Raw genomic sequence first — 24726 nt, forward strand, 5'->3', positions numbered from 1 at the left:
CGTAGATGAATGTATTAGTTATGAGTATATCCCGCAAGATTCCAATGTTAAAAGCTGTAAAGGAAGCAATGTTGCGCTTTAATGCACAGTCAATCCTTTATGGCGCCGATTCAGATAATTCTTGCATTGGCAAGTATTTTGTAGACGTCTTTTGGCAGTGCCCACCTATTGATAGCTTGCCATTGAATCACCTGATTGAATATTGTAAAGCCAATCGAATAACGATTATATTACCTAGCAGAGATGGGGAATTGATATATTTTTCTAATCTTAGAGATGAATTACATGCTCACGGAATTCATGTGATGATATCAAATGTTAACTCTGTCCGTTTATGCATAGATAAATTGTCATTTTATCATAAATTAAGCGAAAATAATTATCCGGTCATCCCTACATTTACGAATATGAATTTCAATAGCGAGCGTTATGTCGTTAAGGAACGCCATGGATCAGGAGCATTGCACATGGGAATCGGATTAAATGATGAGGAAACACAACAACATGCTGTACGTTTGAAGTCCCCAATCTTTCAACCGTATGTGAGCGGATTAGAATGTAGCGTAGATATTTATTTGAACAAACAAAGCATTCCACATGGAGCGATTGTTAGACAGAGGATTCAGGTTGTGGAAGGGGAATCTCAAATAACCTCCTCGTTCCATCATGAATATATCGAGAAGCTGTGTTGCGATATAGCGCAATTCCTTCAACTTAAAGGTCATGTTCTCTTTCAACTGTTGATTGATAAAAATGAGAGTATTCATATTATTGAATGTAATTGCAGGTTCGGTGGAGCTTCAACACTTAGCATTTCTATGGGACTGGACAGCTTCTATTGGTTTATGATGGAGAGTACAGGGAAGACCTTGCACCATGCGCCCTTCCTTAGATCTTCAGCAGACAAAACGTTGATTCGGCATGCGGAGGATTTCATACTGTGAAGGTATTCGTATTTGACCTAGACGACACGCTATATGATGAGAGCACTTTTGTGAGAAGTGGATTTATGGCAGTGGCAAATTATTTATGGCAAGAATTTGGAATTCATGGAGAAGAATCTTTTAAATTGATGTGGAATAGTCTCGAAGAGCATGGCAGGGGATTGGTATTCAATGAAACTTTGAGGCATTATGGCTTGGAGCGACAACAAACAGTTCGTAAATGTCTCTCTGTATATCGGTTACACTCCCCCGATATACATTTACTCCCAGATGCAGAGTCTATCTTGCAAGATTTAAATGACCGATCCGTATACATTGTTACGGATGGACATAAAATTGTTCAATATAATAAGCTGGCAGCCTTGGGCTTATATACGAGAGTAAATCGATGCTTCATCACATATCGCTATGGTAGGAAACATGCAAAACCGTCGCCCTACTGTTTTAATAAAATTGCCCAAATAGAAAAAGTCAACACATCCGATATAGTATACATTGGAGATAATCCGAATAAAGATTTTGTCGGGATTAAACCGCTTGGATATCGAACGATACGAATTAAGCGAGGCCCTTACGCTAACTTGTTGAAATCTGATGAGTTTAATGCTGAGGCAGAAATTGATACATTAACAGATATTATTAACGTTATACAATATTGGGGGAGGTCGAGGAGAACACAATGAAAACCATTATCATCATTCAAGCCCGAATGGGCTCATCACGTCTTCCGGGGAAAGTGCTGATGCCACTGGAAAAGCATCCCGTGTTGCGCTATGTAGTAGAGCGTTGCAGAATGGTAGCCGATGTAGATGATGTTATCGTCGCCACCTCTACGTTGCCAGGAGATGACAGAATTGCTGACTGGTGCGTGGCCAACAATGTATCCTATTTCCGTGGATCGGAAGATGATGTATTAGCACGATATTACGAATGCGCTTGCTCATTTTCTCCTGATTATGTAATACGAGTAACTGCCGATTGTCCTTTTGTTGATTATGAAATGGCGTCGGAGATTGTGCGGACGATGAAGCGAATGCCTTCGGATATTGTGCTCGTGCAGGGTGAACTTCCGCGTGGATTGGTAGTTGAGATGATCTCGTTCCGTGCTCTGAGGCACATATACGAACATGGGCATGAACCGAGACACCGGGAGCATGTGACTTATTATGCGTATGAGTCCCCACATGATTTCTCAGCAACAACATATGATGCTCCTGCGAACCGACGCTATCCAGAATTGCGGATCACACTGGACACCGAGGAGGATTATGCTTTGTGTCAGGCTGTTGCGGAACACTTCAACGGTGAGGTGGGAGTATCGGCAGCAGAAGTGGTGTCATATTTAAATGAACATCCGAAAGTAGCGGCTATTAATGCTCATATCGAGCAAAAGCTTATAATTTAGAAGGTGGAATAAACCAGGATGTTTCAAGTAGTGATTAGAGTGGATGCATCAGAGGAAATAGGTTTAGGGCACATTATGAGATGTATTACACTAGCGCAAATGTTGCAGGGGCATTTTGATGCAAATATTATTTTCGTATGTAATAGTAGCATACCAACATTCGTGGTAAATCAGATTAAAAAAAATAATTATACAGTTATATTCATGGATGGGGATCTTAATACATCAAGAAAAAACAATAAAATTGATGCTCGGATATTCATCGAGGCAATACGAAAATATGGGGAAATAGATTTGGTGATAGTTGATCACTATCAATTGGATATAGAATGGGAGAAAGAGATTCGTGCGCATACAAAATGTATATTAGTAATAGATGATTTAGCAAACAGACATCATGATTGTGATGTATTATTGGACCAGAATCTGACTAATAACATGAGTAAAAAATATGAAAACCTCCTCCCAAGACATTCGCTACAACTATTGGGTCCTATGTATACATTGTTACGGAAAGAGTTTTTTAATCTATCAGAAATGATAGATAAAAAAAAACGTTGCCGCAACGTATTCATTAATTTTGGAGGAAGTGATCCCACGAACGAGACAATAAAATTTCTAAGAACATTGAAACTCCATATAGAGGAGTTCCGTGAGGTGTCATTTTCCGTAGTTGCTGGTCCATCAAATTCTTGTCAGTTGGAAATTAAAGAACTGTGTAACCATTTTCCAAATGTGATTTACTATCCGGAATCTAAGGAGATTCCAGAGATGTTACTGAATTCTGATCTCGCTATAGGGGCTGGAGGGGTTTCGCTCTGGGAGAGATCCTTTATGGGGGTACCATCGATTGTAATAGCAGTAGCAGATAATCAGATTGAAGCTATTAAAGAAGCTGAAAGATTGGGGATGGTGTGGTATATAGGAGTTTCTAATGAGGAGTGCAGTAAAAAAGTATTAACTAATCTACGGTATATTTTAAGGAACCCTACCAGATTAAAAGAGAAAAGCAGCAATAGTTTGTCGGTCATGGAGCCATTAAGAGGCACAAAAATCCATCCACTATTATTAACATTAGAAACAATCATGACTTGAAACCTTGAAAAATCTTGCAGTATATAAGGATGGAGGGAATGTTTTGATCCTGGAGACTATTGTACATAACTTATCCCTTATTGATGAGCAACTGATGAATAAAAATATTATCATCTTCGGCACAGGGAAAGGTGGAAGACTTACACATTTTGTTTTGAAGACAATGGGATATTCCATTACATACTTTGTTGATAATGATCAAAGCACGTGGAATAAGAGTTTGTTAGGGAACACCATCCATTCTCCTGCAAGTTTATTGAATGAACAGAAAGATAATGTAATTGTGTTAGTTGCCAGTATGTACCATCAAGATATTTCCGAACAATTGGTTTCAATGGGTTTAGTTCTCAATGAAAATTTTAAATTTGCTTTATTGGATGAAGCAGTCATAGAGAAGAAACAAGTTCAGACAAATACTACGAATATAAATTATGAGAAGCATCGAAAAACTCATTACTACAAAGGAGTAGAAATTGGAAGATATACATACGGATATGATAAATTAGAGTTTATTCATGTGGTCGAGAAAATCGGTTCTTTTTGTTCCATCAATAGAACCGCATATATTGGTGCTAATCATCCTGTCAACTATATCTCAACTAGCCCTATCTTTTATCAGCCTAAAGGTATGGTTATTGGTGGTGGTGAACTTCTTGGAGTTTTAAAAGACGAAGATGTTCCTAATTTTTATGAAATAACAAACAATAGGAAAATTGTCGTTGGAAACGATGTCTGGATAGGTGCATATGCCGTTATACTTCCATCAATAAAAATCGGAAACGGTGCTATTATAGCTGCTGGAGCAGTAGTTAATAGAGATGTACCAGATTACGCTATTGTAGGCGGTGTTCCAGCAAAAATTATACGATATCGATTTACAGAAGAAGAAATTAAGAAGTTAAATGAAATTAAATGGTGGGACTGGCCTGAAGAGGAGATCATAAAGAATGCAAGGCTCTTTATGAATAATAAACTTTTCTTCAAGAAGTATTCTAACTTTCTTTAAGAAGGGTGAATCATGGATTTATATCTGAACAACCGTATAATTGGCAAAAATCATAAGCCTTTCATCATTGCCGAAATGTCAGGCAATCATAATCATTCTTTGGAACGTGCCTTGCAAATCGTCGAGGAAGCCGCGAAGGCTGGAGTAGATGCTGTTAAGCTGCAGACCTACACAGCCGATACGATGACGTTGGATATCCACGATGGAGACTTTTATATTGACGATCCAAATAGCTTGTGGAAAGGCAGTTCGCTTTACACGCTTTACCAAGAAGCTTACACCCCGTGGGAATGGCACAAGCCGATTTTTGACCGCTGCAAGGAGTTGGGCTTGATTGCGTTCAGCTCACCTTTCGATCAAACGGCGGTCGACTTTTTGGAAACGTTGGACGTTCCGGCATACAAGATTGCTTCCTTCGAAAATACGGATCACCGTCTTATCCACAAGGTGGCACAAACCGGAAAACCGATTATCATGTCGACCGGCATGGCGACTGCAGCTGAATTAGATGAGTCGGTGCGCGTAGCACGGGAAGCGGGATGCGAGCATCTTATTCTGTTAAAATGCACAAGCACGTATCCGGCTTCTCCGGAAAACACGAACCTGATGACCCTGCCGCATATGGAACAATTGTTTCAATGCCATGTAGGATTGTCAGATCATACGATGGGCGTAGGTGTATCTGTGGCAGCTGTGGCGCTTGGAGCTGTCGTAATCGAAAAGCACTTTACTTTATCACGTGCGGACGGTGGTGTAGATTCGGCATTCTCCATGGAGCCTGCCGAGATGAAGCAGTTGATCGAAGAGAGTAAGCGCGTATGGCTGAGTCTCGGTCAAGTCAAGTATGGCCCGACTGATGCGGAGAAGCCATCACTCAAACATCGGCGCAGTCTGTATGTTGCGAAAGACATGAAGGCGGGGGAGACGTTTAAAGAGGAGCATATCCGTGCCATTCGCCCAGGTTCTGGCTTGCCGACAAAATATGCTGATCTTTTCATCGGGCGTAAGGTAAAGTGTGATGTCAAAAAAGGAACGCCAGTTCATTGGAATCTATTGTAGTTAGCTTCATTTGCGCCTAGAAAGGGGAAACATTATGAACATCTTACTAACCGGCGGTGCCGGGTTTATCGGCCGATGGGTAGCGAAGAGGCTGCTTGAAGACGGGCATCGTGTATGGATATTGGACGATCTGTCCAACGGTCGGGAAGAGAACATTTCTGAACTACGCCAACATCCGGGATTTATGCAATTCATTAAAGGAACAATTATGGACGAGGGCCTGCTTGGGTCTTTGTTTGACGATCAACGCTTTGAAATATGCTACCATTTGGGAGCATCAATTAACGTGCAGGATTCGATTGATGATCCTAAAACGACATTTAACAATGATTCAGTAGGAACGTTTTATATTCTCGAACAATGTCGAAAGCATCGCACGAAAGTAGTATTTATGAGTACATGTATGGTTTATGATCGATGCACGGATGAACGTGGTATAACTGAGCTGCATCCGACGAAGCTAGCATCTCCTTATGCGGGAGCGAAAATCGCAGCCGAGAATATGGTGCTATCCTACTATCATGCATATGGGCTGCCGGTAGTTGTTGTTCGTCCATTCAACACTTACGGGCCATATCAGAAGACTGGTGGCGAAGGTGGAGTAGTTGCAATCTTTATTAAACAGAAGCTGAATGGCAAACCTCTCAATATCTACGGTGACGGTAAGCAGACTCGCGACTTACTGTATGTTTCTGACTGTGCGCAGTTTGTAGTGCAGGCTGGCTACAGTGATAAAGTAAATGGTGAAATTGTTAACGCTGGGTTAGGGCGCGACATTTCAGTAAATGAATTAGCGTCGCTGATAGCTGGCAATCCAGATCAGATTTGCCACATTGAACATATTCATCCACAAAGCGAAATTGCAAAGCTGTTGTGTAATTCAGACAAAGCCAAACAATTGCTGGGATGGGAACCGAAGGTCACGTTGGAGGAAGGTATTCAACTTACTCAAGAGTGGATTCAATCAACGGATTTAATATAGCTTGGGCAGCACTAGGGGGCGCATAAATAGTGGCGAATACGAATGAAGGCAGCCGAGAGTCATTTATTCCTTATGGACAGCAGTGGATTGATGAAGACGACATTGAAGCGGTTGTTAGGACACTTAGAAGCCCATTTATTACACAAGGGCCGGCTATCGAACAATTTGAAGCACGAATAGCGAACATCGTCGGTGCACGGTACGCTGTTGCTTTTACGAACGGAACGGCTGCGCTACATGGTGCATGCTTTGCTGCCGACATTGGTCCTGGGGACGAGGTCATTACGACACCTATTACGTTTATTGCGAGCTCCAACTGTGCCTTGTATCAGGGTGGCAAGCCGGTGTTTGCGGATATTGATATGAATACGTATAACATTGATCCTGATGAAATTGAAAAAGTGATGACAGACAGAACTAAAGCGATCATTCCAGTCGATTTCTCCGGACAGCCTGCCGAAATGGATCGCATCATGGACATAGCAAAGCGCAAAGGACTGACCGTTATCCATGACGCTGCTCATTCATTAGGTGCTGTGTTTCATGGAGTTAAAGTTGGTGTATGGGCAGATATGACGATGTTCAGCTTTCACCCGGTTAAGCATATCACGACTGGTGAGGGAGGTATCATCGTAACCAATGACGAACGATTCTATCGTCGCTTGCAATTATTCCGCAATCATGGCATGACTCGAAACCCGGAAGAATGGACGCGTAATGATGGCCCTTGGTACTACGAGATGCACGAACTCGGCTATAATTATCGCATGACGGATATGCAGGCAGCGCTTGGATTATCACAGCTGAATAAGTTGGATGAATTCGTGGAGCGACGCAAACGGATTGCAGCCCTCTATAATGAAGCATTTGGAACACTGGATGGAATCGTTATTCCACAACAGCACAAAGATGCGGGTTCAAGCTGGCACCTCTATGTTATACGTTGGCAACCTGAATACTTTGTGGCGGACCGTCGTGAGATATTTGAAGCGCTGCGGCAAGAAGGCATCGGGGTACACGTTCACTATATTCCGGTGTACAAGCAACCTTATTATCAAAGGATTGGATATGACATGGAGCTTTGCCCGAATGCGGAAATATACTATCAGACAGCCATGTCCATTCCGGTATTTCCTAAAATGAGTGATGAGGATATCAATAGAGTTATTTTGTCCGTTAAAAAGATACACAATCAATATTTAAAGTGAAAGTAAAAGTATTGAAACAGAGATAAATTAATGGATTATTTTGATTGACAACGCTTCCATCCGGTGATATAGTCAAACTTGTGAAGGACAAATCTTCACGGCATTTGAAGATGAAGGGAATGTTATCGACATGCAAGGTAAAGTAAAATGGTTTAACGCTGAGAAGGGTTATGGCTTTATCGAAACTGCAGAAGGAAACGACGTATTCGTTCACTTCTCCGCAATCCAAACAGATGGTTTCAAAACTTTGGAAGAAGGTCAAGCAGTAGAATTCGATATCGTGGAAGGCGCTCGCGGTCCACAAGCGGCTAACGTAATCAAATTGTAATCATTCCGGCGTGAGCCGAATTATATATGATTCCGATTAGCTCCACACCCCAGGCTGTACAGCCTGGGGTTTTTTTGTTTGTAAGGTAGTGGAGTGACACATGCTGAGGGGATCATTCTTCGTAAAATCATTGTTTCACCCCTTCCAAACAAGGGTATAAAAGTATACGGAATTGTAAACGAATTGTAACCGTTTTTTTCGTTCCGTGCCCAAATATATGTTATAATATAGACATCAAAGGAGGAGTGTCCTATGAATTATAAAGTTCGAGGTCAGAACATTGAAGTTACAGACGCGCTACTTGACTATGTCGAGAAGAAATTAAGTCGACTGGAACGGTATTTTGAAGCTCCCCCTACCTCAGACGTCAACGTGACGTTGAGCGTGATTCGTGATTTACACATTGTTGAAGTAACCATTCCATTAACTGGCTTGCTTCTCCGGGCGGAACACCGCAGTAAGGATATGTATTCTTCTATTGATTCCGTTGTGGATAAGCTGGAGCGCCAAATTCGCAAGCATAAGACGAAGGTGAACCGGAAATTCCGCCAGTCGGGAAACGCGGACCATCTGTTCAGCGACGAAGTGACACAGCTCCCTGCGGGTGAAGAGGATATGCTCGAAGTTGTGCGGACGAAGCGATTTACGCTGAAGCCGATGGACGTGGAAGAAGCTATCCTGCAGATGAATATGATCGGACATAATTTCTTCGTGTTCTCCAATTCGGAGAGTAAAGAAGTGAACGTGGTGTATCGTCGGAACGACGGCCGCTATGGGCTAATAGAACAAGGCTAAGAACGGGACAGCGAATCTGGAATTGAGAATTAGCAGAGACTGCACCTGATACCAAAAAAGGACTGAGCCTAATTCCACAACGGAATGGGCTCTTTTCGCGTATAATAGAGGTAGTCATTGCTCCTTTGAACATAATTAATATAGTATTATGAAAGTTTCATATCACTTACGAAATCAGCCAGACTCCCACCATACTGCTGTATCGGCATGAAAATGTACGCAAAACGTATGAAAACTTGCCTGGCGGCGGTTGCGGGACCTTGTTGAAACTGTTACAATTTATTGCAAAACAAGTCATTGTCACCGTTCTTTCTCTACAGACTGACCTGAGGGGGAGCGGCCATAAAATCACGATTGGATTTGCGTGAAAGGGGTTAACCATGCTAGGAATTGTGAAGAAGATATTCGGCGACGCCAATGAACGCGAAGTGAAGCGGTTAATGAAGACCGTGGAGCTTATCAGTGGTATGGAACCGGAATTTGAAAAGTTGTCTGATGATCAACTGCGCGCGAAGACAGATGAATTCCGTGAGCGCTTGGAGAAGGGCGATACGCTGGATGAATTGCTGCCAGAGGCGTTTGCAACGGTGCGTGAAGCGTCGAAGCGTACGCTAGGCATGCGTCACTATGACGTGCAGCTCCTGGGCGGTATGGTGCTTCATGAAGGTAAGATTGCAGAGATGAAGACCGGTGAAGGGAAGACGCTCGTCGGAACGCTTCCTGTTTATTTGAACGCGTTGTCAAGTAAAGGCGTACACGTCGTTACGGTCAACGATTATTTGGCTACGCGTGACAGTGAAATGATGGCCCAAGTGTACAACTTCTTGGGGATGACTGTCGGCTTGAACTTATCCGGTATGGACCATGCGATGAAGCAAGAGGCATATGCCTGCGACATTACGTACGGGACAAACAACGAGTATGGCTTCGACTATCTGCGCGATAATATGGTGCTGTACAAAGAGCAGATGGTGCAACGTCCGCTCAACTTCGCGATTATTGATGAAGTGGACTCCATTCTTGTTGACGAAGCGCGTACACCGCTCATCATTTCAGGACAAGCGGCGAAGTCGACGGATCTTTATTTCATTGCGGATCGCTTCGTTAGCAAATTGAAGCATGAAGAAGACTACACCATCGACGTGAAGACGCGCCAAGTCGCGTTGACGGAAGTGGGTGTATCGAAGGCGGAGAAAGCGCTCGGCATCGAGAACTTGTTCGACGTGAAGAATGTTACGATGAACCATCACATTCAGCAGGCGCTGAAAGCACATTCGATTATGCGCCGTGACGTTGATTATGTCGTGAACGAAGGCGAGATCGTCATCGTCGACGAATTTACGGGCCGTATGATGGCGGGACGTCGTTACAGCGATGGATTGCACCAAGCAATCGAAGCGAAGGAACAGCTCGAAGTACAGAACGAGAGCATGACGCTGGCGACGATTACGTTCCAGAACTACTTCCGCATGTACCGTAAGCTGGCCGGGATGACCGGTACGGCGAAGACAGAGGAAGAAGAATTCAAGAGCATTTACGGGTTGGAAGTTATCCAAATCCCTACTAATAAACCGAACCAACGGAAAGACTTCCCGGATGTCGTCTATAAGACGGCGAACGCGAAATTCAACGCGGTCGTAGAAGAGATTGTGCAGCGTCATCAGAAGCAACAGCCAGTGCTCGTCGGTACGGTATCGATTGAGAACTCTGAGCTGCTGTCCGACAAGCTGCGCAAAAAAGGCATTAAGCACCAAGTCTTGAATGCGAAGTACCACCGAGAAGAAGCGGAAATCATTGCGAGCGCGGGTGAACCGAATCAGGTTACGATTGCGACAAACATGGCTGGTCGCGGTACAGACATTATTTTGGGCGAGGGCGTATCCGATGTCGGTGGTCTTCATATCGTCGGTACGGAGCGTCATGAGAGCCGTCGTATCGATAACCAGCTGCGTGGCCGTGCCGGTCGTCAGGGTGACCCAGGCTCTTCGCAGTTCTATCTGTCGCTCGAAGATGAGCTGATGCGCCGCTTTGGTGCGGATAACGTACTCGGCATGATGGAACGCCTTGGATTCGAAGAGGATCAACCAATTGAATCCAAGCTCATCACGCGTGCTGTAGAGTCCGCTCAGAAGCGCGTCGAAGGCAACAACTTCGACCTGCGTAAAGTCGTCCTTCAATATGACGACGTCATGAACCAGCAGCGCGAAATCATTTATCGTCAGCGCCGTGAAGTGCTGGAAGCAGAAAATATCCGTCAAATTGTTATGGATATGATTAAGCCGTGCGTGGAACGCGTAGTCAGTGTGCATTGCAACGAAGACGATATTCCAGAGAACTGGGAATTGCAAGAAGTCGTTGATAACATGCACCGCAATATGTTGGATGAAGGGACCATCACGAAGGATGACCTGTGGGGCAAAGAGAAGGATGAGATTATCGAGTTCCTCTTTGACAAAGTGATGGCTAAATATACGGATCGTGAGGAGCGCATCGGACCTGAACTAGTACGCGAGTTCGAGAAGGTCGTCGTTCTCCGTGCAGTTGACTCCAAGTGGATGGACCACATCGATGCAATGGATCACCTGCGTCAAGGGATTCACTTGCGCGCCTACGGTGGTACTGACCCACTGCGCGAGTACCAGTTTGAAGGCTATGAAATGTTCAACAGCATGGTCGCTTCGATTCAAGAGGAAGTGTCCACCTACATCATGAAGGCGCAAGTTGAGCAAAATGTGGAACGTCAAGCGGTCGTAGACGAGAGCAAAATGTCGACGAATGCGGAGCCTGGGGAGAAGCGCCCGGTGACGAAGGAAGAATCCGTCGGCCGCAATGATCCTTGTCCGTGCGGCAGCGGCAAGAAATATAAGCAGTGCCATGGCAAGCAAGGATAAGGCTGCGAAGCCTTAAGCGAATACTAGCTAGCCAATTGACGGAGCATATCCGTCACGACTCATACAACTCCAGCGACGGGCGGCCTTTGCCGCCCGTTATTTGGGGAGACACTATGGACCGAGGTGAATTACGATGATCGACGCATCCGTACGCCATAATTTGCGAGACATCGCCGCGAAACTTACAAACCTTAGGGGGTCTCTTTGACCTCGATCTGAAGCAAGAGATGATTTCCAACTATGAGGAAAAAATGTCGGCTCCCGACTTCTGGGACGATAATGAGCGGGCGCAGGGCATTATTTCCGAATTAAACGCCGTCAAAGGCAGTGTGGAAGAATATCAGAAGCTGATGCAGGATTATGAAGACGCGCAGATGATGATCGAGTTGGCGGAGGAAGAGGACGATGAGTCCTTGGCAAACGAACTAACGGCGAATGTGGAACAGATTCTCACCCGCGTGGAGAATTTCGAACTGCAGCTCTTGTTAAGCGAGACGTATGACAAGTTCAACGCGATTTTGGAGCTCCATCCCGGAGCGGGCGGCACCGAGTCGCAGGACTGGGGCCAAATGCTGCTGCGCATGTACACGCGCTGGGCGGAGAAGCGCGGCTTCAAGGTCGAGGTGCTGGACTATTTGCCAGGCGATGAAGCGGGCATCAAGAGCGTGACGCTGCTTATTAAGGGCTATAACGCGTACGGCTATCTGAAGACGGAGAAAGGGGTACACCGTCTTGTGCGGATTTCCCCGTTCGATTCTTCTGGCCGGCGCCATACCTCGTTCGTCTCTTGTGATGTCGTACCGGAAATTACGGACGATGCCGACATTGAGATTCGTACGGAAGATTTGAAGATTGATACGTATCGTGCCAGCGGCGCGGGCGGTCAGCATATTAACACTACTGATTCCGCCGTGCGGATTACGCACATCCCGTCGGGTATCGTTGTGACATGCCAGTCGGAACGGTCGCAGATTAAGAACCGCGATCGCGCGATGACCTTGCTTCGTTCGAAATTGTACGAACGCAAGATTGAAGAACAACGGCAGCAGCTTGCTGAGATCCGTGGCGAGCAGATGGATATTGCATGGGGCAGCCAGATTCGCTCCTATGTGTTCCATCCGTACAGCATGGTGAAGGACCACCGGACGCAGGTGGAGACGGGGAATGTCGGCGCTGTCATGGACGGCGATTTAGATGCGTTCATTGAAGCCTATTTACGAACTTTAATACAACCATCGTCAGAAAATTAACATGCAGCACACCGACAGCAAACCTGCGCCGATTTCAATCGGGGCAGGTTTTTTGCTGTGCTTGATCGCTTTAACTTAACAAAGGCTGCGCATACTATACTATCGGTTCAGCCAATGTTGTCCATTGGAATAGGTGTAGGGTAATGTCCACACATACAAGCACATCTATTGTATAGAGAGGTATTGCCGATAAAGGAGAGAAACCATGTCCAACTCATCGAAGTCATCGAAATCATCTTCCCATTCATCCAAGAAATCTCGGCGCGGCGGCGTGCTCATACCTTATGAGCATCCGATGCGTACTGTGCTCGACTACGTGCTGCTACTCGTTGGCGCCTTCATTATGGCTTTAACTTTTAATGCCTTGCTGCTCCCGAATCAGATTGCATCTGGGGGGATCTCTGGGTTATCCATTATTTTCCAGAAACAATTCGGTTGGAATCCGGCCTTTACGCAATATGCATTCAATATTCCATTGTTTATCACCGGTGTATTCTTCTTGGGTAAGCAATTCGGTGTACGAACCTTCATAGGCTCGGTTGCACTCCCGACGTTTATTTTCTTAACTGCTCATATCGAACCGGCGACAGACAATCCGCTGCTGGCGGCTATCTTTGGCGGCATCGGTCTTGGTCTAGGACTCGGGATTGTATTCCGCGGACGCGGCTCAACGGGAGGAAATGCGATTTCGGCGCAGCTTCTGCATACGTTCGGGAAGATTAACCTGTCCTTGGCGGTTGCAATCTGCGATGGAGTCATCATTATTTTGGCAGGCGTGCTATTGTCCTTCGAAAGCGCCATGTATGCGCTGATTGGCTTATTTGTGACCAGCAAGATGATCGATATCGTTCAGGTCGGCTTGGGCTATACAAAGGTGGCGTTCATTATTAGTGAAGAGGCGGATCAGTTGGCAGAGGCGATTCTCCATGATCTGGACCGCGGCTTGACGAAGCTGAAGGGGGAAGGCGGCTATACAGGCGAGGGACGCACCGTGCTCATGGTTGTCGTTGGGCAGACGGAGGTCTACAAGTTGAAGTCGATCGTCCGATCCGTTGACCCGCAGGCGTTTGTCATTATAAGCGATACGAACGAGGTGCTGGGAGAGGGCTTTCAGATAACTCAATAATTATAGTAAAAGCGACAATAACACGATTAGGTGTTATTGTCGCTTTTATATCAACCCATGATTTCATAAACCTTATCCATAATTTCTGATTTTTTAGTCTTTATTGCTTGTCTATAATGCACCTCTATTTCAGTAAGTAAATCATTATTGATTCCCGATTCGTTTATTTCTGTTTTCATCTGATCCATTAATTTGGAAAATGTATTGTCAACCTTTTTTTCTAGCTTTTTGGCTGCACTCATGTAAATCGAAGATATATCTATTAGAGAACGTGAAGATTTACCCTCTTTATGATCTTTGTATTCCTGCCAAGCGTTTTTCGTTAAAGTATCTAGACGATCTAGCGCAGCAGATTCTAATTTTTGAAACACTGGTTCAAACTTGTGTTTAACTTGTTCCTCTGGAGTAAGAGGAGCAGTAGCAGTAGGGATTTCACTTTGACTTTCATTTGTTTTCTCGTTTTGACCTTCCTGCTCATCTGGTTTATATGTTGTTTCCTTATTGTTAGAATCGGGTTCGTTTTCAATTTTATTATTCTGTTGTGATATTGGGAGGGGGTTATCCACAATAATATCGAAGTCAAAGAAATTATCCTCGACTCCAATTTCAGTTGTAGCAACGTCCCTAGAGGTATAGTGATGATATGCCCAAAACCCTAATCCAGATAATCCGACAATAACTGCAGCTGTAATTAAAAATATCTTTTTCATACACAATATGCCCCTTATCCTTGTTATAAACAGTCGAAAACTGTATAATGTTGTATAGGTCAGTTTAGGTAGTATATGGTCCATCTAAGCTATGAATGCGATTTTAATTATGAATACATGAATATACACTTTTTCATTCTATAAATTGAATAGTAGTTCAAATTCAGATAAATGTCTATATTCTAATTAAAGTTAAAATTATAATTTTCCGGAAATGTCTCCTTTCCGTTATCAAAGGAGGTACTCGGTCGTGCTGTGGGAAAGAATCCTTAGGCATGAATTGCCAATGGTGCGACGTGAGGTTGGGTTAGATGCCCGTATAGAATATTCATACTATATTACTGTACCCACAAAAGCAAACCTTCGGTACCTAGTACTGAAGGTTTGTTTTTGTTTTTCTTTTTTTAAGATTGTATTAAAAGTTTAAGTGTTAACGATAAATATTTTATATATCAGACAGTAATAGAATAACTACTTTTGATGCTTAATTCATAGGCATTAAAAGTAGTTATTTTATGATTGTGGACGGTGGAGGCGAAGCGGTTGAATCGGGAATTAAGGACATTAGGGTATAACTAGAGGGCGCTTGATGATTATTTTGATGGTTGTATGGAGTTGAAATCTCGTTTGTAAAACTTGTAATCGCTTATAAAAATTCTACAGTGATGGCAGTGAGGATACATGAAAAAAATTCTGATTATATCCCAAAATTACTATCCAGAGATCGGAAGTGCAGCAAATAGAATAAAAAACATGTATGTGGAGTTAACAAAAAGGGGGTATGAGGTTACAATATTAACATCCAATCCAAGCTATCCAAATCGAAACATATATAAGGATCCACAATTTTGGGAACAAGAAAGTTTGGAGAAAGATGTAATAAGGATACATACAAAGGCCCGCAAGTATAGTCATAGCATATTTAACAGACTTTTATTGTATTTAGAGATGACGTTGAAATTTATATTGAGCATTAGAAAAATTGATGGGAAGTATGATTACGTAATTGCGACAACGCCAGCAATATTTATTGGGGTTGCAGGTTTAGTGGCTAAAAGAAAGTTTAAAGTACCTTTAATACTCGATATTAGGGATTTGTGGCCAGACTCCTTAATAGGAGTGGGTGTATTTGCTTTTAAGCCTTTTATTAAGATTGCTAGTTTATTAGAAACAAAGTTATATCATGACGCGGATCATATTCTTATCAATAGTGAAAAATTCAAGCCTCATATTATCTCCAAAGGAATAAATGCTGATAAAATATCATTTCTACCCAATTCTTTAACTGAAAGTGAGTTGTTCTATCAAAGCAGTTCATTAGCCCAAAATAAAAAAGAATTAACAGTTATTTATACAGGAAACATTGGATTAGCACAGGATCTAAATCTATTGATTGATGTAGCAGTGAAAATGATAGATAAATCAGGAATTAACTTTAAAATAATTGGTTATGGATTTAGAAATAAAGAATTAAGAGAACTCATAAGTAAGAAGCAGCTAAAAAATGTTCAATTCATTAAACCAAAAAGTAAAACAGAGACCATTAAAGCTATCGATGAGGCAGATATTGCTTTTCTTAGCCTTACGAACCATGAGGTATTCAATACAGTTCTCCCTGGGAAAATAATGGACTATATGTGTATGCGTAAGCCTATTATTGGAGCTATATCAGGCTATGCTGCAGAAATCGTTGAAAAAGCTCAGTGTGGATACGTTTCTCGAGAACGGAAAGTAGACGAAATATGTAGTTATATTTTAAAACTAGCCGATAATAACGAATTAAGAAGTTTATTGGGTGAAAATGGATATAAATATGCTTTTGAAAATCTACGATGGAAAACAAATATCCCTGTTTTAACAGAAATAATGGAGAAGGAATATGTCGAAGAATGTATGCATGTTCGTATGGAACCACTTCACAAATGACGCTCGCGTATTAAGGGAGTGTACGTCATTAGCTGAAGCCGGATACGAAGTAGATTTAATATGTATTCACGATTGGAAACGATGTGATCTGCCGAAGTGGGAACAGCGGAAAGAAGGATTTACGGTAACGCGTGTAAATAATCGCCTTCCACTCCTACAGAAAGTATTTGGGGCGGCGAATCGAGTAAAACAATTCGTAATTAACAATATGGTTATAATGCTACTATTTGTATTATTTACAACTTTTTCATTATGGAAGTTTCCTATAATAACATCTTTTTTACTACTAGCTGCTATTCTATTCTCTGCAAAAAAAGTAAGAACTTTAACCATGCGTTATTATATCCTAATGCAAATGGTGAAAAGTGGATTGAAAAAGAATTATGATCTGTATCATTCTAATGATTTAAATACACTGCCACAAGGATGGCTGTGTGCGAAAGTATTCAGAAAGAAAAAGCTGATTTATGATTCTCATGAAGTACAAACAAGTCGCACAGGATATAATAGTAAAATTTATGGAGTTATGGAAAAATTCTTTATTAGATTTACAGATGTAATGATTATGGAAAATCATACACGTGCCAAATACGCTGAAGATTTATATGGATTCTATCCAAAAGTTATTCATAATTATCCTTTCGTTGCACAACCTGAAGAAAGCGATAAAATTGATTTACATAGAATATTGGAAATTCCACAAGGGGAACCAATTCTTTTATACCAAGGCGGTATTCAAACGGGAAGAGGATTAGATAAGTTAATACAAGCAGTTCCGATGTTTGAAAGAGGAACAGTTGTATTTATCGGTGATGGACGAATAAAATCAGATTTGCAGAAAATGGTTTTGGAATTACAACTTGAAAATAAAGTGAAGTTTATTCCTAAAGTTCCTGTGAATGAATTGTTACATTACACTAAAAACGCTTATTTAGGTTTTCAAATATTAAATAATGTTTGTTTTAATCATTACTCAGCCTCATCTAATAAATTGTTTGAGTATATGATGAGTGGCGTACCTGTTGTTGCTTGTAGCTTTCCTGAAATTCAGCATGTTGTAGAGAAAGAGTATACAGGTATTTGTGTTGATTCTCATGACCCTGCTTCTATCGCAGAAGGTGTGAACTACTTACTTAACCGTCCCGAAGAGAGGGAAAAAATGAAGGAAAATTGTTTTACTGCAAGGAAAAATTATAATTGGGAAAATGAAAAAGAGATTTTTTTAGATATATATAAGGGTTTGCAATAGAGTAATGAATAAAAAATTTTCTAATCTGTACGTTATTATAGGGGTTAGAAGATGGGATTGATGGATGGTGACAAAGTCAAAATTAAGTGTAGTAATTGCAAACTATAATAAAGAGCAGTATTTAGAGCAATGTCTTAATTCTGTTATAGGTCAAACTTTGGAAAATATTGAGATTATTGTTGTAGATGATGGATCAACTGATAACAGTTCGGAGATTTTGAAAAGGTATGAAAAGCAATACAAGTACATAAAGGTGTATACACAGGAAAATGCAGGCGTAAGTGCTGCACGTAATACCGGGCTGAAATATGCACAAGGGGAGTATATTACTTTTTTAGATGCAGATGACTATGTGAATCCAATGGCTTACGAGCAATTATATAAACTCGTAATTAAAGAAAATGCAGATATTGGTATTGCGAATATTGAATGTTTTAACGAGTATAAGAATTGGCCGCTTTCTTATATGAAAAAGATATTTCTGAAGCGGTTACCTACTGTCAGACATATTGCTACACATCCAGAATTGCACCTTACACCATCTGCCAGCAATAAAATATTTAAAAGGGAGTTGTGTAGACAATATAACATCTCTTTTGATGAAGGATTGCAGGCAGGAGAAGATTTATTATTTACACAACATTGTTTGCTTGTAGCTAATCGAATTGTTGTAAAGGATATTTCTCTTCTTAATTATAGAGTAATAGATAGTGGAGATAATTTATCAAGGAAAACGACTATATCGTTTTTTCAACAATTAGTTGCACTACAAAAGAAATTAGAAAATTTGTATGAGATACATCAAAAAAAATCTTATATACAGTTCATCGAGAAAAGGCAGTGGAAGTTCTTTGTTGATTCTATCATTTTAAAAGGTGCAAGCTTTTCGAAGGAACAAATTTCTGAAGTTATTCAATTGGGAAATGAATTTCTATCAATTCTATGCGGTTTGGATGCTACAGAGGACTTAGATGTACGTGATCAATTAGTGACAGAAATAATTATGGAGCATGATTCCATAGCTCTAGAGAAATTTTTAATCATTATTCAAGATGACTCTATTTCTAAAGAGATGATTTGTGAAGATAAACAATATTATCATTATTTTTATCGTTTTTTTCCTCAATATAAGACTTTTTTACAAGTTAGAAATTTGGTATTAAACCATCGAATCGAAGGCATAAAACTTCGTCAATCAGTTCTATCGATTAGTGGATATGCATTTATTGAAAACATGTCTACAAAGCGAATACAAAAAGAACTTGTATTTCGTAGAAAAGGAAGTACTAAAACAATTCAATTAAGTAATTCGTTACGTACCGATGTAACATATCTTTTTTCTAACAATACAATTGACTATAATGATGCTGGTTTTGAAACAGTCGAAATTAATATAAGTGATTGGTTAGAAGAAGGAGAATGGAAAATATCTATACGCCTCATCAAAGGAAATACTGTTGTTGAAGAGCCAATGAAGGTGCTATTAGCACAGTTGCGCAATAATACAAAGCATTTAATTTCAAATCTATTTGAAATTAGAATGCTGTATAAAAATAGCGAAGCTGCGATTTGTATTCGTAAATGTAATTATATGCAGAAAGCAATGAGTAAATATCGTGAAATCAAGCGAGCAATGCGATATGATGTTGGCCTTTGCAAGCGGAAACATTATGCCGCTTTTTTTGCGATTGTTGCATATAAACTATTTGGTTTTTATTTTCGTAAAAAGAAGATATGGTTAATCGGAGAGAGAGAAGATACTGCACAAGATAATTCCTATCATTTGTTTACATATCTTCGAAAGAAACACCCTGAGATTCCGATCTTTTATGTTATTGATAAGGAATGTAATGATTATAAAAATGTCAAGGAACTAGGAAATATAATCCAATTCGGAAGCTTTAAACACACATTCTATTTGTTGAATTGTAATAAGACGATAAACAGTTATTCAGAAACAGCGAATATGTATACGGATGCTTATAAACATATTTTAAAGTATTATCCGGAATGGCAACGAAATGAGAAAATCTTCATTCAGCACGGTGTGATTGGCGTAAGCCGGGTAAATCATGTATTAAATAAAAATAGAATGGGCTATTCCTTGTTTGTCGTATCTTCTCAATTTGAAAAAGATCATATCGTAAAAGAATATGGTTACGCAGAAGATGAAGTAATTGTAACAGGGCTTGCACGTTGGGATGCCTTACAAGATGAGAGTAAGGGAAATGAAATTTTACTCATGCCAACGTGGAGAAGTTGGATTAAAACGAAAGAGCAATTGGAAGAATCGCACTATTGGCAAACGTATATGGAATTTTTGCACAGCGGAGAATTACATCGAATTTTAGAAGAGCAAGATTTAACGTTAACGTTCTTCCCACATTATCAAACGCAAAGATTTGGCGCAGAAACGCCTGTGTTTCATGAACGAATTAAACTCATTAAACAAGGGGAAGAAACAGTTCAAAATTTGTTAAAGCGACACCGATTACTTATTACAGATTATTCTACAGTTTCATTTGATTTTGCTTATATGAATAAGCCCGTTATTTTTTATCAATTTGATTATGATGAGTTTTATTCTAGTCACTATAATGAAGGACCGATAGATCATAAGAAAGCATTGTTTGGACCGGTGGTAATGGATCTAGATAGTGTTCTTCAGAATATATTACAACAATCCAAGGGTCAATATTCTCATTGTTCATTTCAGAGTAATAGGGAGAAATATTTAACAAAAGGTACACGTTCACATTGTGAGACAATAATTGAAAATATATTTAGAACCAGATAAAGGGGGGGGGGATTATGAAGGTAATTACTGTTGGAAGAAGGAGTCAGTTGATATATTAGGAATGCTATAAATAGGGGACATGTGCAAAGCCACTTTAGAGAATTTAGTGTCTTATTCAATAGAAAATGGATTGTTATTTAGTGCTTGTATTAGAACGATTTGATCTTGGTGTAACAAAACTGTGGGAAGAAAGTTAATTATATGCATCTTTAAGTCTATTGAACCACTAGCTCATTAATTAATATTACAAAGAAAACTTTGAGGAGATAAACGTAATTAAGCTGAAAGATGATAGTTATTTCTATTGTGCTGCAAACATCTGTGGGGCTGCTTTTCATATCATTTTAATAATTGATATTACTTAAAGTTAGAAAGGAAGATGGACGAGATTGTAAGAAAGGTGAGTTTAAAGAGGTGAGTGAGATGAATATAATCTCTTTAGGTTATGAAACAGGTACAATATTAAGTATGATTTCGAGTGAAAAATTTTATGTAGACATTGACTACACACTAGGCTCTATTATAGATGTAATGTCTCCAGCACTAAATATTGATCCCCAATTAATACAACCAGCAGCATATAATAAGCAAGTTATTTTAGCTAATGAGCTAAATAAAAGCTTTGTAAGAGATATCGAAGAGTTAGGAAGAAAGAAAGATTATATTATTATTGATTTATTAGATGAAAGATATAATTTACTAAAATATAAAAGGACTGTAGTTTTAGAAAGCTGGTTATTAAAGGATAGTAATTTATATTTAGAGCTACAACGTGATTCTAGTACTATTTCGAATGTTGATTTTACTTTTTGGAAAAAACATTGTGATAAATTCATAAAACTTTTGAATACTCACTTTGTTAATAGAGTAATTATTCATGAGATGTACTTATCAGAACAGTATTTAAAAGATGGAGTATTCTTGGAATACAAAACCATTGATAAAATTAGAACTTGGAATACGAAATTAAGAAAATATTACAAGTATTTAAAAAAACACGTTCCAAATGCTAAGGTAATTAGCATTGAAGACAATAATTATACTGATCTATCCTTAATCAAAGTTCCAAATCCCTCTAAAAAGAATAAGAAATACATTGAACAACTTGTAGAGGAAATGCGAGGTTTATATCAAAAAGAAGAATATACATATAATGCAGCAGTTGTTATTGCAAGTTATAATGTTGAAAACTATATCGAGGAAGCGATTCAATCGGTACTAAAACAAACACTAGAAAATGTACAAGTTGTAATAGTAGATGATGGCTCAAAAGATAAAACACAAGATATTATTAAAGACTTGGCAAGTAAGCATAGAAATATAACTTATCAATTTTTAGAAAATACAGGAAGCCCGTCAGAACCAAGAAATATAGGGATAGGTTTAGCGGATGCGAAATACATTACATTTTTAGATGGGGATGACTATTTAGGACTTGATGCTTGCAAGAAAATGTATTCATATGCAGAAGAACAACAAGCAGATTTAGTTGTAGGTAAAATGATGTCCTTTGTAGGTGAATCATTCTTTGAATCTTCTAAGGTAAATCCAAGATTTGCCGAAAGATATAAATATGAAAGTAGTATTGAAGGGTACAAGGATACACATATTAAACATAATCCAGTTCTCTATTTATTCCCAAGTGCTTGCGCTAAATTTTATAAATCAAGTTTAATTAAAAGAACTCGTTTTAATCAGCATATTAAATACGGAGAAGATTTCTTATTTGCTATTGAAAGCTTTTTTGATTCTAGAAAGACTATTTTAATTGAGGATTTTGTGTATTATTATCGTGGTAGACGTGAAGACAATAATGAATCAACAACTCAACAAAAGACACTTGAAAATTTATTAGACTTACAAATAGCGATGACATCTGTGGATAAAATTATAAATAAACATCGTTTTTCCATTGTTCAGTTAGATAAATTCCACAAGAGTATTCAATATTTTAGACTTTTAGAGGCCAATCAACATATTGCTAATATTCTAGATTATCCAGAAAATGAACAAATTCAGGCGTTAAAGACAATTAAAAATACTTTATTTGGGAAGGGGGTTGATCAAGAAAGAATAAAAGTTTTCTCTATTATAAATTATTCTAAATTATCACTCCTGATAACTGAAAAGTATGAAGAACTAATTACCTTATCCCAATTACTTAATAAAGTCACGATGTATGATTATGTAGACCAATTTCCTTTTAAAACACAAAAACGGAATGATAATTTATATTTTTCTTTTATGTATAAAAAGAAAGAGATTTTAGTCGATATTACACATTTTTTTGAATCAACTAAACTAGTGAATCGATTACTTGATATCAAATTTACTGATAGAGAAATGATTTTAAGAGGATTAGCATATTTCAACAATATTTCAATAACAAATAAAAAAGATATTAAACACACCATTGTAATGAAACATAGAAAAAGCGAGAAAGAATACTGTTTTACTCCGGCATATGCATATAATAACAAATTTTCCTCTTCTCGCTTTAAGTATGGTCATAGCGGTTACGAGGTTACTATTGAATTTAATGATAAAGTTGAACCTGGCGGATATGACTTTTTTATTGAAACTGATTTTTTAGGTATTCAAAAAAGGGTACCACTTGGAGGTATGAATAATAACTTCATTTATAAAGCAAATAATCATTTCGTGCAAAATGATGAAGAAAGATTTGAAGTTATTCCGATTGTTAAAACTAGAAGTAAGTTGGCGTTAAATTATAAGAAGTTTAATAGCAAGTGGGAGTACTTAAAAAGAAAATTAGCTTCTAATATTCGAAAAAAACAGTATTCGATGAAGCAGATTAAAAATAATAATCATATCAGTAAATCAAAGAAATTAAAACTCTTTTTAGGAGTAGTAACAGAAGATATTTCACATTTATTACTTCATAAAAAGGAGATCTGGTTAATCGGAGAAAAAATAGGCCGTTCTGCAAATGATACTGGGTACTGGTTTTTTAAGCACTGCAGGGGGAAATATCCAAACAAAAATGTATACTATTTAATCGATAAAAAATCTCCTGATTATGTTAAACTTAAAAAGCTAGGGAGCGTCATTCCATTTTATAGTTTAAAACATATTATTTATTCCATGAATGCTAAATATGTATTTAGTAGTGATAATGTAAATATACTGTTACCGTCTAATATTAAGCATTTAAGAAAGGCTACACGTGTGTTTATACAACACGGTATCATTCTCCCAGGTCGAGTAGAAAATGTATATCATTCTAGCAAAGATTTGACAGACTACATTTTGACAAGTAGTAATTTAGAGACACAAATTATCAAAAACCATTTTGGTTACAATAATGAAGAAATTTGGAATTGTGGACTTACTCGATTTGACACGTTACAAAATAAAGAAAAAGAAAAACGAATCATGATGACACTTACTTGGCGTAAAGACATACAAACTTTGAAACAATTAGAGGGAAGTAAGTATCTCACAACAATTCAATCCTTGCTACATAATAGTAAATTTATAAAAGTATTAGAACAGAATAATATTATGCTGGATGTATGTTTACACCCAAGAATGTGCCAAATTTTAGAGGGAGATAATTCGAGTATATTAGAGAGTTTGAAAACATCACCAAGTATTGAAATTCATGATTTCAATAAAAAAAATGTTAGAGAATTAATTGAAAGGAGTTCTATGTTGTTGACGGACTACTCAAGTATTTCCTTTGATTTTGTATATCTTGAGAAACCAATTGTTAATTATTTGTTCCAAAATAATACGCCAATTTCTAAGGGGAATGTTGAAAATGTATTACCAGGATATGTATCATATTCAGAAGACGATGTAATTCACGCTATTGAATCATATCTAGTAAAACATAGAAGGCTTAAGAAAATTAATAAAAAGAAATACATTAAATATGATGATGGAGGCAACTGTGATAGACTTGTGAAATTTGCTAGTAGGAGTCGATGAT

At 39.2% G+C, this 24726-nt stretch carries 18 protein-coding genes; 17 read left to right on the forward strand and 1 reads right to left on the reverse strand.

Annotated features, from left to right (window positions below; genetic code table 11):
• The first annotated feature begins 5 nt into the window (after positions 1-5).
• From M3650_RS08990 to M3650_RS09050, 13 genes are all read left to right on the forward strand, one after another.
• A complete protein-coding gene (locus tag M3650_RS08990; protein WP_251573935.1) occupies positions 6-944 on the forward strand; it encodes an ATP-grasp domain-containing protein in 939 nt (312 codons plus the stop codon).
• On the forward strand, positions 941-1627 hold the full coding sequence (locus M3650_RS08995; protein ID WP_251573937.1) for an HAD family hydrolase: 687 nt from the start codon (positions 941-943) through the stop codon (positions 1625-1627). The genes M3650_RS08990 and M3650_RS08995 overlap by 4 nt, the downstream gene beginning before the upstream one ends.
• On the forward strand, positions 1624-2349 hold the full coding sequence (locus M3650_RS09000) for a cytidylyltransferase domain-containing protein (protein ID WP_251573939.1): 726 nt from the start codon (positions 1624-1626) through the stop codon (positions 2347-2349). Before M3650_RS08995 ends, M3650_RS09000 begins: the two co-directional genes overlap by 4 nt.
• An 18-nt stretch (positions 2350-2367) precedes the next feature.
• The gene (gene pseG, locus M3650_RS09005; protein WP_251573941.1) at positions 2368-3444 is read left to right on the forward strand and encodes a UDP-2,4-diacetamido-2,4,6-trideoxy-beta-L-altropyranose hydrolase; all 1077 of its coding nucleotides are present in this window, start codon (positions 2368-2370) and stop codon (positions 3442-3444) included.
• Between the two features lie 4 nt (positions 3445-3448).
• Positions 3449-4450 (forward strand): CatB-related O-acetyltransferase, encoded by a 1002-nt coding sequence (locus M3650_RS09010; RefSeq protein WP_251573944.1) that lies wholly within the window; start codon positions 3449-3451, stop codon positions 4448-4450.
• A 12-nt stretch (positions 4451-4462) separates the two neighbouring features.
• On the forward strand, positions 4463-5509 hold the full coding sequence (gene pseI / locus M3650_RS09015) for a pseudaminic acid synthase (protein ID WP_251573946.1): 1047 nt from the start codon (positions 4463-4465) through the stop codon (positions 5507-5509).
• 34 nt (positions 5510-5543) lie between these two features.
• Positions 5544-6491: an NAD-dependent epimerase/dehydratase family protein gene (locus M3650_RS09020; protein WP_251573949.1), complete on the forward strand. Its 948-nt coding sequence runs from the start codon at positions 5544-5546 to the stop codon at positions 6489-6491.
• Positions 6492-6520: 29 nt separating this feature from the next.
• A complete protein-coding gene (pseC, locus tag M3650_RS09025; RefSeq protein WP_483311734.1) occupies positions 6521-7699 on the forward strand; it encodes a UDP-4-amino-4,6-dideoxy-N-acetyl-beta-L-altrosamine transaminase in 1179 nt (392 codons plus the stop codon).
• 130 nt (positions 7700-7829) lie between these two features.
• Positions 7830-8027 (forward strand): cold shock domain-containing protein, encoded by a 198-nt coding sequence (locus M3650_RS09030; protein ID WP_019424729.1) that lies wholly within the window; start codon positions 7830-7832, stop codon positions 8025-8027.
• A gap of 252 nt (positions 8028-8279) precedes the next feature.
• Positions 8280-8822, forward strand: a complete 543-nt coding sequence (gene hpf, locus M3650_RS09035; RefSeq protein WP_251573951.1) for a ribosome hibernation-promoting factor, HPF/YfiA family — start codon at positions 8280-8282, stop codon at positions 8820-8822.
• Between the two features lie 380 nt (positions 8823-9202).
• Complete coding sequence (gene secA / locus M3650_RS09040) at positions 9203-11713, forward strand: preprotein translocase subunit SecA (protein ID WP_251573953.1); 2511 nt, start codon at positions 9203-9205, stop codon at positions 11711-11713.
• Positions 11714-11846: 133 nt separating this feature from the next.
• Positions 11847-12963 (forward strand): peptide chain release factor 2 gene (gene prfB, locus M3650_RS09045; protein WP_251573956.1). Its coding sequence is split into 2 segments (ribosomal slippage): positions 11847-11918 and positions 11920-12963, totalling 1116 coding nucleotides; the frame shifts between segments, so codons are not numbered across the junction.
• 205 nt (positions 12964-13168) lie between these two features.
• On the forward strand, positions 13169-14089 hold the full coding sequence (locus M3650_RS09050; protein WP_251573958.1) for a YitT family protein: 921 nt from the start codon (positions 13169-13171) through the stop codon (positions 14087-14089).
• 50 nt (positions 14090-14139) lie between these two features.
• Here M3650_RS09050 and M3650_RS09055 read toward each other — a convergent pair whose 3' ends face one another.
• On the reverse strand, positions 14140-14799 hold the full coding sequence (locus M3650_RS09055) for a hypothetical protein (RefSeq protein WP_251573960.1): 660 nt from the start codon (positions 14797-14799) through the stop codon (positions 14140-14142).
• A 681-nt stretch (positions 14800-15480) separates the two neighbouring features.
• Between M3650_RS09055 and M3650_RS09060 the strand changes: the two genes are divergently transcribed.
• The 4 genes from M3650_RS09060 to M3650_RS09075 all read left to right on the forward strand — a co-directional run bounded on the left by M3650_RS09060 (position 15481) and on the right by M3650_RS09075 (position 24725).
• Entirely contained in the window at positions 15481-16725 is a 1245-nt protein-coding gene (locus M3650_RS09060) for a glycosyltransferase family 4 protein (protein ID WP_251573962.1), read from the forward strand.
• Complete coding sequence (locus M3650_RS09065; protein ID WP_483311735.1) at positions 16697-17974, forward strand: glycosyltransferase; 1278 nt, start codon at positions 16697-16699, stop codon at positions 17972-17974. The genes M3650_RS09060 and M3650_RS09065 overlap by 29 nt, the downstream gene beginning before the upstream one ends.
• A 67-nt stretch (positions 17975-18041) precedes the next feature.
• Positions 18042-20771: a glycosyltransferase gene (locus tag M3650_RS09070; protein WP_251573967.1), complete on the forward strand. Its 2730-nt coding sequence runs from the start codon at positions 18042-18044 to the stop codon at positions 20769-20771.
• A gap of 351 nt (positions 20772-21122) precedes the next feature.
• The gene (locus M3650_RS09075; protein WP_251573969.1) at positions 21123-24725 is read left to right on the forward strand and encodes a bifunctional glycosyltransferase/CDP-glycerol:glycerophosphate glycerophosphotransferase; all 3603 of its coding nucleotides are present in this window, start codon (positions 21123-21125) and stop codon (positions 24723-24725) included.
• Position 24726 lies beyond the last annotated feature (1 nt).

Origin of the sequence: Paenibacillus sp. MER TA 81-3, assembly GCF_023713585.1 — a bacterium.
Lineage (GTDB): Bacteria > Bacillota > Bacilli > Paenibacillales > Paenibacillaceae > Paenibacillus_B > Paenibacillus_B profundus.